This window comes from Pedobacter gandavensis (genome assembly GCF_032677645.1).
Classification (GTDB): Bacteria; Bacteroidota; Bacteroidia; order Sphingobacteriales; family Sphingobacteriaceae; genus Pedobacter; species Pedobacter gandavensis_A.
The window spans coordinates 202,743-218,815 of record NZ_JAVTSB010000005.1 but is presented as its reverse complement, the minus strand read 5'-3'; the positions used below and the strand labels follow the sequence as shown (position 1 = coordinate 218,815).

General features: G+C 43.2%; 10 protein-coding genes. All 10 read left to right on the top strand.

Features of this window, described 5'->3' with window-relative positions:
- Window positions 1–240 precede the first annotated feature (240 nt).
- The 10 genes from R2Q66_RS10325 (at window position 241) to R2Q66_RS10280 (ending at window position 16,026) form a co-directional block, all read left to right on the top strand.
- Window positions 241–3,471 carry a TonB-dependent receptor gene (locus R2Q66_RS10325; RefSeq protein WP_316748535.1) on the top strand — a complete coding sequence of 1,077 codons (3,231 nt, stop codon included), beginning with the start codon at window positions 241–243 and terminating at the stop codon, window positions 3,469–3,471.
- A gap of 18 nt (window positions 3,472–3,489) precedes the next feature.
- Entirely contained in the window at window positions 3,490–5,337 is a 1,848-nt protein-coding gene (locus R2Q66_RS10320) for a RagB/SusD family nutrient uptake outer membrane protein (RefSeq protein ID WP_316748533.1), read from the top strand.
- A 12-nt stretch (window positions 5,338–5,349) separates the two neighbouring features.
- Window positions 5,350–6,957, top strand: a complete 1,608-nt coding sequence (locus tag R2Q66_RS10315) for a DUF4957 domain-containing protein (protein ID WP_316748532.1) — start codon at window positions 5,350–5,352, stop codon at window positions 6,955–6,957.
- A 9-nt stretch (window positions 6,958–6,966) separates the two neighbouring features.
- Window positions 6,967–7,722: a rhamnogalacturonan acetylesterase gene (locus R2Q66_RS10310; RefSeq protein ID WP_316748530.1), complete on the top strand. Its 756-nt coding sequence runs from the start codon at window positions 6,967–6,969 to the stop codon at window positions 7,720–7,722.
- Between the two features lie 13 nt (window positions 7,723–7,735).
- Window positions 7,736–8,518: a rhamnogalacturonan acetylesterase gene (locus tag R2Q66_RS10305; RefSeq protein ID WP_316748528.1), complete on the top strand. Its 783-nt coding sequence runs from the start codon at window positions 7,736–7,738 to the stop codon at window positions 8,516–8,518.
- Window positions 8,518–9,534, top strand: a complete 1,017-nt coding sequence (locus tag R2Q66_RS10300; RefSeq protein ID WP_316748527.1) for a pectinesterase family protein — start codon at window positions 8,518–8,520, stop codon at window positions 9,532–9,534. The genes R2Q66_RS10305 and R2Q66_RS10300 overlap by 1 nt, the downstream gene beginning before the upstream one ends.
- Window positions 9,513–10,475, top strand: a complete 963-nt coding sequence (locus tag R2Q66_RS10295) for a pectinesterase family protein (RefSeq protein WP_316748525.1) — start codon at window positions 9,513–9,515, stop codon at window positions 10,473–10,475. The genes R2Q66_RS10300 and R2Q66_RS10295 overlap by 22 nt, the downstream gene beginning before the upstream one ends.
- Window positions 10,457–12,187 carry a glycoside hydrolase 43 family protein gene (locus tag R2Q66_RS10290; RefSeq protein ID WP_316748523.1) on the top strand — a complete coding sequence of 577 codons (1,731 nt, stop codon included), beginning with the start codon at window positions 10,457–10,459 and terminating at the stop codon, window positions 12,185–12,187. Before R2Q66_RS10295 ends, R2Q66_RS10290 begins: the two co-directional genes overlap by 19 nt.
- Window positions 12,188–12,348: 161 nt before the next feature.
- Window positions 12,349–14,034, top strand: coding sequence for a glycoside hydrolase family 28 protein (locus R2Q66_RS10285; protein ID WP_316748521.1), 1,686 nt, complete (start codon window positions 12,349–12,351; stop codon window positions 14,032–14,034).
- A 48-nt stretch (window positions 14,035–14,082) separates the two neighbouring features.
- Window positions 14,083–16,026, top strand: a complete 1,944-nt coding sequence (locus R2Q66_RS10280; RefSeq protein WP_316748520.1) for a glycoside hydrolase family 88 protein — start codon at window positions 14,083–14,085, stop codon at window positions 16,024–16,026.
- Window positions 16,027–16,073 lie beyond the last annotated feature (47 nt).

Below are 16,073 nucleotides of genomic sequence, written 5' to 3'. Positions count from 1 at the left end.
AGTTTTAATAATCGGTCTATAAAGCCCAATGTAAGAATTTTCCTCCTAATTAAAAGTATCTGATTTTCAGACCGAGAACGTTGTCGGGAACGATTGCGCAAATTTATCTGGCCATGTCGAATCCTTTATCAAATAAAACAATGTAGAATTGTTAATGGAAGACTGAGCAGTTTCCATACTAACCAAATTAAACCGAAGCACCCCTTATCCCAAAAAAGGGGCGTATTAACCAAACCGAGTATGAAAAGAATTTTACTACTGTTTGCATTGTTGGCTATTGTAGTTTTCCAGGCGGATGCACAGAAGATTCGCCAGGTAACAGGTAAAGTGACCGACAAAGCAAGTAAGGAATCCATTCCTGGCGTAAGTATTTCGATCAAAGGTACCGCCATCGTGGTGAGTACAGATGATAAGGGCCAGTATAAGATTTCTGTTCCTGACCAGGGGGAAACCATTTTAATCGCCAGATATATCGGCTATATGCCTCAGGAAATTCCGGTAGGCAAGCAATCAAAAATCAATTTTGTTTTACAGGAAGATGTTTCTCAACTGAATGAGGTGATGATCAATATTGGTTATGGCTCCGTAAGGAAGGAAATGCTGACCGGTTCCGTATCGGTGTTGTCTGGTAAGGATGTGGCTGATTTTCCGGTAGGAACTTTAGCGCAGGCATTGGCAGGTAAAATGGCTGGTTTATCGGTAACGACTCCGGAGGGTAACCCCGGGGCAGATATCCAGGTTAAAGTGCGTGGTGGAAGTTCGCTAACCGGCGATAATTCTCCCTTATATATTGTAGACGGGATTCCGGTAGACAATGCGCTTTCTATTTTATCTCCGGGTGAGATTGAATCGATCAACTTGTTAAAAGATGTGGCTTCAACCGCTATTTATGGTTCCAGAGGTTCCAATGGCGTGATGATCATTACCACCAAATCGGGGAAATCCGGTAAAACCATCATTTCATTTGATGTTTTTGGAGGTGCCCGCCAGATTGTAAACAAACTCGATGTAATGGGGCCTTACGATTTTGTAACCTATCAATATGAATTGTACAATAACAATACTTCTCAACAGGTAAAAGACGATTTCACTAAAGCTTACGGGACTTTTGAAGATTTAGAGATTTATAAGAACATTGAAAAAGTAGACTGGCAGGATAAAGTTTTCGGTCGCCAGGCCTGGTCGGGAACTCAGATTTTGAATATCTCCGGCGGGACAGATAAAACCACGTTTAACTTCTCTTTGAACAATACCAAAGAAGATGGGATTATGCTGGAGTCTGCTTATAAAAGGACTTTTGCTTCTTTCCGCTTTGACCATAAGATTTCTGATAAATTACGTTTTGGATTAAATGCGAGGTATAGTCGCCAGCGTGTAGACGGTGTAGGAACCAGCAATACGCAATCGCAAAGTGCCAACCGTTTAAGAAATGCCGTGCGTTACCAGCCTTATCTGGGTGGTGGAGAATCCGGAGATTTGTTTGATGCAGATTTTAATGCAACCAACCTGACCAACCCAATCAGTTTAGCACATAATGAATTGAAATATGATTACCGCAATGATTTAATCACCAGTGCTTACCTCAGCTATTCGATTCTAAAGAACCTGACGTTAAAAAGTACGATAGGTTTAAATTACAACGACCGTCATGTAGATACCTTCAATGGTTTGCTGACCAATATCTCCAGGAATAATGCCAACAGACCGGCTATTCAGCTGGAGAACTCTTATGCGACCACTTTCATCAATACCAATACTTTAAATTACAAACCGAATTTAGGTTTAGACCATAGCCTGGATTTGCTTGTGGGACAAGAGTTGCGCAATGACGATGTAAATTCAGACAATATGTTGCTGAAATGGTTCCCTGCAAATATTACTCCGGATGAGGCTTTTGCAAATATTCAGAAAACAGATTTACCGAATGGTGCTGTTCAGGATAAAGCGACTTCTCTGGTAACCGGAACAAGAAACCTTTCTGTATTTGCCCGTGCTGCTTATGCGTACAAAGGAAAATACCTGGCGACTTTTAACTTTAGAAGGGACGGGATTTCTGTATTTGCTGCAGGTAATCGTTATGGTAATTTCCCATCAGGGCAGATTGCCTGGCGTTTGTCGGAAGAGGAATTCTTCAAGCAGGCCAATTTGAAATGGTTAAACAGTGTGAAATTCAGATTGAGTTATGGTGCTGCGGGAAACAGCAGAATCGGACAGGATTTGTTCAGAACGATTTTCCAGGCGAATTCTACCGCAGGGGGCTATGCTGCTAATGATGCCGCAGTAAGCACCGGATTGATCTCTACCAAACTCGCTAACCCGAACATCAAATGGGAAACCAACCTTTCTACCAACTTCGGGATAGATATGGAGCTTTTCAATAACCGCTTAACCGCAAGCATCGATTTGTATGAGAATAAAACCAAGGACTTATTGCTGGATGCCAACATTTCTCCAGTCTCTGGTTATATTTCTCAGCAACAAAATGTAGGTAAAACACAAAATAGAGGAATTGAACTTCAATTGGGCTTCCTTGCGGTGAAAAGCAGAGATTTTACTTACAACACCAGTTTCAATATTTCCTTCAACAGGAATAAAATTCTGGAATTGCAAAGTGGCGTGAGTTCTTACCTGACGCAATCGGGATGGGTAAACAGTCTTGCCGATGTGAAAGTAGAAGTAGGAAAACCAGTAGGTCAGTTCTATGGCTATGTTTCTGATGGCAGATACACGGTAGATGATTTCTTCTATGTGTACAATACCACTAGCGGTGTATATACATACGCGTTGAAATCAAATGTGCCAAACAGCAAATCGTTGATCGGTAACAGAGAGCCACAACCAGGAGATATGAAACTGAAAAAGCTTTCTTCTTCGGATAATATGTTGATCACGGAAGACGACCGTACGGTATTGGGGACTGCACAACCAGCGTTTATCGGTGGATTTAACAACCAGTTTACCTATAAGAATTTCGATATGAGCGTTTTCCTGAACTTCTCTGTAGGAAGCAAAGTGTACAATGCGAATACCTTAGAATTTACTTCTCAGTTTAATGTGAAAGACAACAATTTGTTGCAAACCATGACACAACGCTGGAAGAATTTTGATGCGAATGGCGTTAAAGTAACTGATCCGGCAGCGTTAACGGCATTAAATGAGAACACCACTTTATGGACGCCTACGCCGGGGAATTATGCCCTGACTTCTTATGCCATCGAAGACGGTTCTTTCCTGCGCATTAACAATGTGACCCTGGGTTATACGCTTCCTGAAAAGCTCATGAAACGTACCGGATTTATTTCTAAACTCCGGGTGTATGGTACGGTAAATAATTTATGGACGATTACCGGTTATTCAGGATATGATCCGGAAGCCAATACCCGTAGAAATAACCCTTTAACACCAGGTATAGATTACGCCGCTTATCCGCGTAGCCGATATATCCTTGCAGGTCTTAATCTTGTTTTTTAATCCATTCAGCTAAAAGAAATGAACACGAAAATATTATCAGCTGCCATCCTGGCTTTCGCCATCGGCACTTTAAGCATACTTCCTTCCTGTAAAAAAGCGTTGGAATTTGAATCTCCTTCTGTTTCTTCGCCTTCCACAGTTTTTGAAAGTACGGTATATACCAACACGGCCCTGATTGGGGTGTACAATAGATTGGTTGGCGATGACGGTTATGGAAACCGCCTGGCCACGATTCTGAATCTGAGTGCCGATGATTTTAAAACATCCGGCAGTTACAGTCCTTCGGATCGTAGAGGGGTGAGCATGTATGGCGCTAGTTCCGACAATACGGAACTGATCAAGCCTTTTGCGCAACTGTTCTCCGGTGTAGAACGGGCCAATATCTGTATTAAATATATCCCTTTATCTAACCTTTACACCAGTGGTACTACCGCTCAGAAAGAAGAGATGGGCAGGTATTATGGGGAAGCACTGGCTTTAAGAGCGCAGTTTTACCATGAGCTGATCCGCAACTGGGGTGATGTTCCCGGTACTTTTGTTCCGGCTTCCGATGCACCAACGCTGAATTTCTTCAATACCAACCGCGATGAAACTTATGATCAGTTGCTGAAAGATCTGGAACTGGCGCAGACTTTGGTTCCCTGGAGATCTAAAATTGCTGATTACGGCAGCTTCCGTTTTACTAAAGGAGCTATAAAAGGGTTAAGGGCAAGGATTGCTTTAGCCAGAGGTGGATATGCGTTGCGTACGGATAGCCGTAAAATGGAAAGAAGAGCAGATTTCTTAACTTATTATAAGATCGCTGAAAAAGAATGCGCTGAAATTATCGCAGCAGCAGGAGAACATGATTTAAATCCAAGTTATGAAAACGTGTTTAAAACTTTGCATGGTGCACGGCTGGATGATAAATTTGAATTGATGTTTGAAGTGGGTGCTTTTGGTGGTAACGCTTCTACAGATAGTAAACTGGGTTATTACAATGGTTTAAGGTATTCTGCGAAATCTACTTTCGGTCAGGGTGGTGGCGGTATGAACGCCATTGCGACTTACTTCTACGAATTTGATCCGACTAAGGATAGCCGTAGAGATGTAACGATCGGGGTTTACGAAATCAATGACAACTCTAAAAAGATCCTGAATACGGCGAATAACCTGACTGATGGTAAATTCAGAAAAGCATGGACCGCCTTTAACAATTCTTCTACTTCTCAGAATTTTGCGATTAACTGGCCTATTCTGCGTTTTGCAGATGTCCTGCTGATGTTTGCTGAGGCGGATAATGAAGTAAATGGCGGCCCATCTGCCGCTGCACAAGCCGCGTTGAAAAGGGTGCGTGAACGTGCGTTTGTAGGTTATGCTGCGCCTGAGAGTCCACAGGATAAAGCCGGTTTCTTTGAGGCAATTGTAAAAGAACGTCTGTTAGAATTTGGTGGCGAAGGGATTCGTAAATACGACCTGATCCGCTGGAACCTGATGGAAACTAAGTTTAATGAAACCCGTGCTAAACTAACGGATTTTATGAACGGTGTAGGCGCGTATGCGAATGTGCCGCTTTATATCTATGTGAAAGAGAATGCCTACCTGAAAGGTGGTAGTGTAGCAGAAGTGGCTAATCTGGACTTTTATGGGGGTACGCCTAATACCGTGTTTTATACACCTGGTTTGGGAACATCAGGCGCACCAGCAGGTGGCTATACGGTGAAAGCCTGGCGCTTTGCAGTCAATAATGATCCCACTTCCGGATCTATCTCAGGTACGGCAAACGGTTTCGCTACTTACTTTAAAGCCAATGAGCGTGAACTGTTACCTTACCCTAAAACTGTGCTCATCGAAACTACCAATATGGTTCAAAATAATGGTTATTAAGTCTATACAATCATGAAAAGAAATCTTTTAACGATCGCTTGCCATTGTTTACTATTTGCAAGTATAATCGCGGGTGTTTCCTCCTGCAAAAAGGATGAAACACCAACAGAGGCCCCAAGAATTTTTAAGCCCTCAGGAATTAAAGTAGTCGCCTCGGAAAGCTCCGCATGGTTAAGCTGGAAAGCGCCTTTGTTTACCGGCGACAATCAATATAATTATACCGTAGAGTTTTCTACAGATTCTTTGTTCGCTACCACAGATTTTTCCGGTAAAACCGATTCTGCTGGTTTTACGGTTAAAGAGGGGGAGCTTAAATTAAGGCTTAAATATTTTGCCCGTGTAAAAGCGAATGCAACGGCTACACAGCCGGAATCTAAATATATGTTGAGTCCGGGATTTAAGATTGTGGGTAAACAATTGTTTAGGGGCGAAAAAATAACGGTTAGAGAAAATAGTGTAGATATTGCCTTTTTGGAAGTTCCTGCGGGTTCTAAGGTTGTGCTGACTCCGGAGACTGGAACGGCAATTACGGTAACTTTAAGTCCGGAGGATCTGTTGAAGAAATCGGTAACGATTCCTGGTCTTACTGCCAGTACTAAATATACTGCGGAATTGTTTTCCGGAACCAGTAGCAATGGCTACCTGACTTTTACTACCCCGGCTCCGGTTGTTTATACCGTTAAGATTACTCCAGCCGATAATCTGGCTAGTGTAATTGCTACGGCTGCGGATAATGCGGTGATTGGTTTGGAAGATGGCACGTATGAATTGCCTTCATTAGCGGCAATTACCGGTAAAATGATCACTTTAAGATCAGTAAATGATAACCCGGAAAAGGTGAAAGTAAACCTGAAAGGTTTTACCCTGACGGGAACCGGAGCTGGTCTTTCGGTTTCAGGAATTAACTTTGATGGTACAGCTTATACTGCCGGCTATTTCTGCGATTTGATTAGTTCAGGTACCGGTGTAGCGTCTACCTTTAGAAACATCAGGTTTGAAAACTCCTGGATTCATGGAATCAGCACGGCTGTTCTACGTGCCGATCGGAATACCTTCTTTGTATTGAATGAAATGGAGGTCAACAGGTGTAAAATCTATGACATTTCGGGTACTACTTATTACCTGTTCCATTTAGATAAACTGTCCTTTAAATCATTGAAAATTACGAAGAGCACCATCTATAACAGTTCACCAGGTTTGGTAAATTGTAAAACCACGATGGCTGGCACGGCACCAGAAATTAGCATCAGCGAGTGTTCCATCAATAATATCGGCTTTGCGGGGATGTACACCTTGCTCATTGCTTCGGCAAATCCGGTTACCTTTAGTGTGAGAAACTCAATTATTGCCAATGCTCCACGCTCTGGTACAGTTTTAGGATTGATTTTGGCCAGTTCAGGTGCTGCAACCACCACTTTTGAATACAACAATACTTTTAACCTGAAAACGAGTACCACCAATGGAACTGACCTGCCGTTACCAGCCAATGCTAAATTCGGACTAACAGTAGATCCAGGTTGGAATGCGAATACGACTCAATTCTATTTACCTTCAGGATCTGCATTGCTGAGAAGCAGTAGCGGTGGTGGACAAGTTGGCGATCCAGCCTGGGTTCTTTAATTAAAAGTAATGAGGAGAAAATATAGCTGGTTTGCTTTAATGACTTTGGTGTTGACCTCTTTTGTGTCAACAGCTCCGCCAAAATTGAAGATATATCTGATCGGGGACTCCACGCTTGCTGTTAAATCAGCAGGCGCTTTCCCTGAAACAGGCTGGGGAATGCCTTTTGCTAATTTTTTTAGCGAAGAGGTTTTGGTCGATAACCGTGCGAAGAATGGGCGGAGTACCAAAACCTTTATCTCAGAGAATTTATGGGCACCGGTAGTCACAGGACTTCATAAAGGCGATTATGTAATAATTCAGTTTGGTCATAATGATGAAGTAAGTACCAAAGCGAGTTATACGCCGGAAGCAGAGTTCGTCAGGAATCTGTCCAAATTTGTTCAGGAGAGCCTGGGGAAAGGCGCATTTCCGGTATTGATCACGCCAGTTGCGAGAAGAAGTTTTGACGATTCCGGAAAAGTTAAGGAAACCCATAAGGTATATGCACAGCTGGTTAGAGATCTGGCCAAATCGTTAGGCATACCGCTGATTGACCTGGATTTGAAAAGTCAGGCTTTATTGCAGCAGTATGGTCCGGAGCAAAGCAAATTGCTGTTCAATCATTTAGAACCAGGGGAACATCCGAATTATCCGGCAGGGAAAAAAGACGATACGCATTTTAATGAACTCGGGGCAAGGGAAATGGCGCAATTGGTTTTAAAGGAAATGAGGGTGTTGAAGTTGCCGGTATTGACTTATCTGGCTAAAAATAAAGCCGATTAAATCAAATTAAGATATGATGCAAATCACTCGATTTAGTAAGTTAAAGATAGTTGCAGTTGGCTTAGTGTGTTTATGTACTGCTTTTATAAGCGGGGGAAAGCCGGTTAAGATTTGGATGATTGGTGATTCTACCATGTGTAACTATGAAAGTTCCAGAGCGCCCTTAACAGGCTGGGGAATGCCTTTTGCTAATTTTTTTAGTGATGATGTGCAGGTGAATAACCGCGCTAAAGGAGGCCGTAGCACCAGGACGTTTATCTCGGAGAACCGTTGGTCGAATGTATCGGATAGCTTAAGTAAAGGGGATTATGTGCTGATTCAGTTTGGTCACAACGATGCCGCTAAAGGGGAGAAATATAAAGAGCGCTACACTTCTGTAGCAGATTACAAGACCAACCTCGCCCGCTTTATTCAAGAAAGCAGAGCGAAAAACGCCTTTCCTATACTCATTACGCCGGTATCCAGACTGAGCTTCGATAAGAACGACCATGCGAAAGAAACACATACGGAATATACCGCTGCGGTTTATGAAGTCGCAAAAGCTTATGATGTTTCGCTGATTGATCTTGATAGAGAAAGCAGGGCGCTGTATGAAAAGATGGGCCCCTTAGCCAGTAAGAAGCTGTTTATGCAGTTGGAACCTGGTGTTCACCCGAATTATCCGGAAGGAAAAAAGGACAATACTCATTTTAATGAGTTTGGCGCAAGGAAAATTGCACAGCTGGTGCTTTCAGAAATGAAAAAACAGCAACTGGATTTGTGTAATGATGTGGTACAACCTAAAGTTAAAAAGTAATGAAAGTGATAATATGGTTCGCTGTTTTTGGTTTTAGCAGTCTTTTCGGTCTTTTTGGCCCTGGACAGTTAATCGCAGCCGATAAAGTGCTTAGGGAAGCTGGAAGATCTGCGGTTGCGCAGGATAGAAGGCTTGTGGTTGCTCAGGATGGAAGTGGTGATTTTAAAACCGTTCAGGAGGCAATCAATGCAGTTCCTGATTTTAGAAAAGTGATTACCACGATTTTTATTAAAAACGGAAGGTATAAAGAGAAGTTAAACTTGTCGGCTTCTAAAAAGATGGTGACGCTGATTGGAGAAAGTCTGGATAAGACGATTTTGTGTTACGATGATTATGCGCAAAAGAAAAACCGTTTTGGTGAAGAGATGGGAACCTCCGGATCTTCGGGCTTTTACATTTATGGCGACGACTTTACCGCAAAGAACATCACTTTTGAAAACACTGCTGGTCCGGTTGGTCAGGCCGTGGCCTTATGGGTAGCGGGGGATAAGGCCAGCTTTCTGAATTGCAGGATGCTGGGTTTTCAGGATACGCTGTATACTTATGGCCCTGGAAGTAAGCAATACTTTTACAAGTGTTTCATTAGCGGAACAGTAGATTTTATCTTCGGATCGGCCACTGCGATTTTTGAAGATTGTGAGCTGTTCTGTAAGCAACCGGGTTTCGTTACCGCTTCCTCCGCACCGGATTCTGTAAAACATGGCTATGTGTTTTTGAATTGTAAGATCACCGGAACTGCGCCCGCACAATCTGTTTATCTGGGTAGACCATGGCGGCCATATGCACAGGCAGTTTTTCTGAATTGTGACCTTGGTGCGATGATTAAACCAGAAGGATGGAACAATTGGGGTAAAACCAGCAATGAGCAAACTGCTTTTTATGCGGAGTATAAGAATAAAGGAATTGGCAGCGCAACAGAGAAAAGAGTAGGCTGGGCGAAGCAACTGAGCGATCAGGAAGCTGCAGATTATACCATAGAAAAGATATTTAAAGGATGGATACCAGCAAAAAGTTAATCGTATTTCTGATGTTGCTGGGTTCCTGTTTTCGGACAATAGCTCAGGATACATTTCCGACTTCTTTTACAGTGAGTAAAGATGGAAGTGGTGACTTTGAAACGATTCAGGCTGCAATCAATGCGGTGCGCGATTTTTCGGAGCCGGTAGTTACCATTCACATTAAAAAGGGAGTGTATCACGAGAAATTAGTAGTGCCTTCCTGGAAAACAAAAGTATTCCTTCTTGGAGAAGATAAAGCGCAGACGGTGATCTCTAACGGGGATTATTCGGGTAAAGCAGGTTTCAATACTTACAATTCTTATACCTTATTGGTGCAGGGAAATGATTTCCGTGCAGAAAATCTGAGCATTGAAAATACTGCTGGTTTGGTTGGACAAGCGGTCGCGCTCCATGGAGAAGGAGACCGGATGGTGGTTAAGAATTGTCGGATATTAGGCAATCAGGATACGCTTTTCCCTGCTGTAGATACCAGCAGGCAGTATTATGTAGATTGTTATATCGAAGGAACTACGGATTTTATCTTTGGAGCGGCGACTGTCGTTTTCGAACGTTGCCAGATCTACAGTAAAAAAAACTCCTACATCACAGCCGCTTCAACCTCGCCAGCACAAGCTTATGGCTTTGTGTTTATAGACTGTAAGCTGACCGCCGAACCGGGTTTAGCCAAAGTTTATCTCGGCAGACCATGGAGGCCATACGCCAATATCGTATTTATAAATACAGAAATGGACTCCCATATTTTGCCAGCAGGCTGGTCTGCCTGGAATAAAAATGATAACCATAAGACGAGTTTTTATGCGGAATACGGTTCTAAAGGACCGGGAGGATCGCCTTTGGCAAGAATCCCCTGGTCAAAGCAATTGTCTAAGAAAGAAGTTAAAGCCTATACATTAATCAAGATATTTTCAGGAAAAAGTTTATGGAAGCCGGAACAATAGTAAAACAAACAGGGAACACCCGATTGTGGTTGGGCGCTTTATGGCTGGGCAGTCTATGCTGCTGCGGCGGATATGCAAATGCACAGCTGCAGCGTGATTTAAAAGGGAACTCAACACTTCAAAAGAATATCGTTGATAAAGCCGTGATCAGTAAAGTCTGGGTTGCCGACCTTGGCAATGGGAAATATAAAAACCCGGTATTGAATGCCGATTATTCAGACCCTGACGCGATTCGTGTAGGCGATGATTTTTATATGATTGCCTCTAGTTTTGATGGTGTTCCTGGAATTCCGATTCTACATTCCAAAGATCTGGTCAATTGGTCAATTATCGGCCATGCCTTAACCCGACAAATTCCCGAAGCTCATTTCTCGAAAACTCAGCACGGCAATGGAGTCTGGGCACCAGCGATCCGTTTCCATAAAGGAGAATTCTATATTTATTACCCTGATCCGGATTTCGGAATCTACCTGATTAAAGCCAAAGACCCGCGTGGAAAATGGTCTGCACCGGTTATGGTGGCCGAAGGAAAAGGACTGATTGACCCTTGTCCGTTTTGGGACGAAGATGGTAAAGTTTACCTCGCGTATGCTTATGCAGGCAGCAGAGCCGGAATTAAGAGCGTCATTGCGGTTAAAAGGCTGAATGAAGCCGGAGACCAGGCGATAGATCAGGGGCAATTGGTTTATGACGGACATGAGGAGGATCCAACCATTGAGGGGCCTAAGTTTTACAAGCGAAACGGTTATTATTACCTGTTTGCTCCGGCAGGTGGTGTCGCTACCGGATGGCAACTCGTATTGAGGTCGAAAAATATCTATGGTCCTTATGAAAGAAAAGTAGTGATGGATCAGGGGAAATCCCCGATAAACGGGCCTCATCAAGGTGCCTGGCTGGATACACCGGGTGGTGAAGATTGGTTCCTGCATTTTCAGGATAAAGGTCCTTATGGTCGTGTGGTGCATTTACAGCCGATGAAATGGGTCAATGACTGGCCGGTAATCGGTCTGGATGCTGCCGGAACAGGTGTTGGAACTCCCGTGCTGGAATATAAAAAACCAGCTATGGCGAAGGCTTTTCCAATCCGCACACCAGCAGAAAGCGATGAATTTAATGAAAATAGCCTGGGCCTTCAATGGCAATGGCAAGCCAATCCGGGCGCAACATGGTCGATCATGAACCCTTCAAAAGGAAGTTTAAGGCTTTTTACACAACAAGCTCCTGAAGAGATGAACAGTTATTGGGAGGTTCCAAATCTGTTGTTGCAAAAACTCCCTGCGGAAGAGTTTGTCGCGACCGCTAAAATGAAATTCAGTCCTAATCTGAAGTTGGAAGAGGAAAAAACCGGTTTAATTGTAATGGGTAGAAGTTATGCGAACCTTGCTTTAAAAAGTAAAAACGGACAAGTTTCTTTGGTTTATACCACTTGTATGGGCGCGGCTAAAGGGAAAAAGGAAGAGGAAGTCAATGTTATTGCTTTGCCCGCACCTGTGCAGGAAGTTTATTTGCGTGTTAAAGTAGGCAAGGGCGCGGTTTGTACCTTTAGCTACAGCCTGGATGGATTGAATTATACCGTTATTCCGGGATCGTTTCAGGCAGAAGAAGGCCAGTGGATCGGTGCTAAAATGGGACTGTTTGCCGTTAAAAAAGGAAAAAGCAATGATTCCGGCTATGCCGATGTGGATTGGTTCCGTGTGGAAGCTGCTCAATAACTGTTTCAGATCAGCCTTAGTAATTTTTAGAATAGATACGGGAACGATTGCGCAGTTATTTTGGCCGCTTTTGTTTCATTCTCTCACAAAACTATGTAGAATTGTGTGCCAGCTGGAAACAGCGGTAACCAAATATTATACGATACCTAAACCAGCCTTGTATGAACAAGATTACCCCAATGCTATGGACTTTGTCTTTTTCCTTATTGTTATGGAGCCCTATGGTTTCCAAAGCACAAGGATCAACCAAAGGACAGGAGTATTCATTTGATAACCTACCGAAAGTAAAAGGAACACAGTTTAAAAAAGATACCATCAACATTGTGAGCTATGGTGCCAAAAATGATGGCATTACGCTAAATACTAAAAGCATCAATGCGGCCATTCAGGCGATGAGCAAAAAAGGAGGTGGCGTTGTGCTTGTCCCTGCGGGATTATGGCTGACAGGTCCTGTAGAGCTGAAAAGCAATGTAAACCTACACCTACAGAAAAACTCCCTGTTGCAGTTTAGCAAAGATTTTAAGCAGTATGAACTGGTGAAAGGAAACTGGGAAGGATTTCCGCAGATGCGTAACCAATCGCCAATCTGGGCAAACAATGAGGTAAACATTGCGATTACCGGTTTTGGAATTGTAGACGGTGGCGGTGATGCCTGGAGAATGGTTAAAAGAGACAAGCTGACGGAAAGCCAATGGAAGAAATTACTGGCTTCCGGTGGTTTGGTATCTGAGAACAAGAAAATCTGGTATCCTTCTGCTTTAACGCTGAAAGGATCTCAAATGAAAGACCCCGGGAAAATCAGTCCGGATAAAACACCGGAATTCTATGAAAGCATCAAAGATTTTTTACGACCTAATCTAATGGTCTTGTACCGTTGTAAGCAGATTTTACTGGAAGGGGTAACTTTTCAGAATTCTCCGGCATGGAACCTGCATCCACTAATGAGTGAAGACCTGACCGTGAGAAACATCTATGTTAAAAACCCATGGTATGCACAAAACGGAGACGGTATAGACATCGAGTCCTGCAAAAATGTGCTGATTGAAGGCAGTACTTTCGATGTGGGTGACGATGGGATTTGTATTAAATCCGGTCGCGATGCTGCGGGAAGAGAACGTGGCGTGCCTACAGAAAATGTGATCATCAGAAATAGTACCGTTTACCATGCTCATGGCGGTTTTGTAATCGGCAGTGAAATGTCTGGTGGTGCTAAAAATATCTTCATTTCTGATTGTACTTTCATTGGCACAGATATCGGTCTGCGCTTTAAAACGACCAGAGGAAGAGGTGGTGTGGTCGAAAACATCTACGCCAAAAATATCAATATGAAAGACATTGCCGGTGAAGCCATTCTTTTTGACATGTACTATGCGGCAGTTGATCCGGTTCCTTTAACCGGAGAACAGCGCGAAGCGCCTAAAGTAGAATTGCTGCCTGTTACTGCGAAAACACCGGTTTTCAGGAAGTTTTACATCCAGAATGTAGTTTGTGACGGGGCTGCCAAGGCGGTATTTGTTCGTGGATTGCCGGAAATGAGTATTTCTGATATCTATCTGGATAACCTGGTGATCAAAGCCGATGAATGTGTAGATATTCAGGAAGCGAAAAATATTCATTTGACAAATGCTCACCTGGACATTCCTAATGCCAAACCACTGCTTTATGTGCAAAACGGGAAATCTATCTCTTTTGAAAACATTGATTATACCCATGCAGACCTGTTGATCCGTGTTTCCGGTGATCAGAATAAAGACCTTAAAATCTCTGGTACGCAGACTGGTAAAGCGAAAGTGATTTCGGAATTTACTCATGGTGCAAAGGCTGCGGTATTGGAAATTAAGAAATAAGCCCACACCTGGCTTAAAAGAGAAATTGTACCTGATTAAAGAAACAAAATGAAAATAACCTGGATAAATACTGCAGTAGCATTGCTGATCCTAAAGGCAAGCTGTTCTTCTGTGGCCTATGCGCAGTCAAATGAGCCACTCTCAGCGCGTATGGCGGCTAAAGTGATGGAAATATGGGCAGATTCATTAAACCTCAATCCTGAGCAGCCTAAGCCGGTGAAATGGGCTTATGACCAGGGCGTGATCCTGGAGGGGATTGACGGGCTTTGGAAAAGAACCGGAAAAGGGGAGTATTTCAAATACATGCAGAAAAGCATGGACTTTTTTGTCAGCAAAGAAGGCGTAATTCAACGTTACAAGCCTCAGGACTATAATATCGACAATATTAAAAACGGCCGCTCCTTACTCACTTTATACAAAGTGACCGGTCAGATGAAATATTTTAAAGCTGCTACGGCCTTAAGGGAACAGCTGAAAGGACATCCAAGAACCAAAGAAGGCGGTTTCTGGCATAAAAAGATCTATCCCCACCAGATGTGGCTGGATGGTTTGTACATGGGACAACCTTTTTACGCGGAATATGCCGCATTGGTGAATGATCAGGCCGCTTTTGAGGACATTGCGAATCAGTTCATCCTGATGGAAAAACACAGTAAAGACCCTAAAACGGGTTTGTTATACCATGGTTGGGATGAATCAAAAGAACAAAAATGGGCAAACCCGGTTACGGGACAATCGCCTAATTTCTGGGGACGTGCGATGGGCTGGTATGCGATGGCACTGGTAGACGCACTGGAATATTTCCCTAAAGACCATCCAAAAAGAAAAACACTCCGGGAGATTCTAAACCGGACTGCTGTGGCGATCAAAAAGTACCAGGATCCTAAAACCGGACTATGGTACGACATTCTGGATCAGCCAAATGCGAAAGGGAATTACCCTGAAGCATCTGCTTCTTCTATGTTTGTGTATAGTCTTGCAAAGGGCGTGAGGAATGGTGATTTGCCGGTTTCTTATCTCGCTGTTGCAGAGAAAGGTTATCAGGGGATAAGTAAGGTGTTCATAGAGGCTTTGCCAGATGGGAAAGTAAACCTGAAAGGCACCGTAAGTGTGTCTGGATTGGGTGGTAAGCCCTACCGTGATGGTAGTTTTGCTTACTATATGTCGGAGCCGGTGATCAGCAATGATCCTAAAGGTGTAGGTGCCTTTTTACTGGCGGCAAATGAGATGGAATGGGCAGAAGCAGCAAAACCAGGAAAAGGTAAGAGGGTATTGCTGGACAATTATTTCAACCATGAAATCAAGAAAGACCAAAGCGGAAATGACCTTTCCTGGCATTACAAATGGGCAGAACGTGCCAATGGTGGTTTCTCGATGTGGGCAGGGATTTTTGAAAGCAATGGTTTTAAAACACAGGAACTTAACGCAGGGCCTACCTTGAAAAACCTCAGCAATGCTGCGGTATACATCATCGTAGATCCGGATACGGAAAAAGAAAGTCCAAAGCCAAACTATATCGGAGCTAATCACATCAGAGACCTGAATCTCTGGGTTAAAGCAGGAGGGCTGTTGGTGCTGATGGCAAACGATACCGGCAACACGGAACTGGATCATTTTAACCAGCTGGCAAAGCCTTTCGGTATTCAGTTTAACAAGGATAGCAAGGGTAGGGTGAATAAGAACGAATATGAAACGGCAAGGATTGATGTGCCTGCAAGAAATTCTATCTTCGCAAATACAAAACAGCTGTTTGTGAAGGAGTTTAGTAGCTTGGCGTTAAGTGATCCTGCAACCTCTGTGATCAAAGATAAAGACGGGAATAACGTCATTGCCATTTCAAAATACGGCAAAGGAACGGTCTTTGTTATTGGCGATCCATGGTTGTATAATGAATATGTAGATGGTCGGAAATTACCAGCCGAGTATGATAATTTCAGCGCAGCAACTGATCTGGTACAATGGTTGGTTAAGCAGTTGACATCAAAAAAATAACTACCGGCAAATCACTATTTACCTTAAATAATTAACTACCCGCAAAT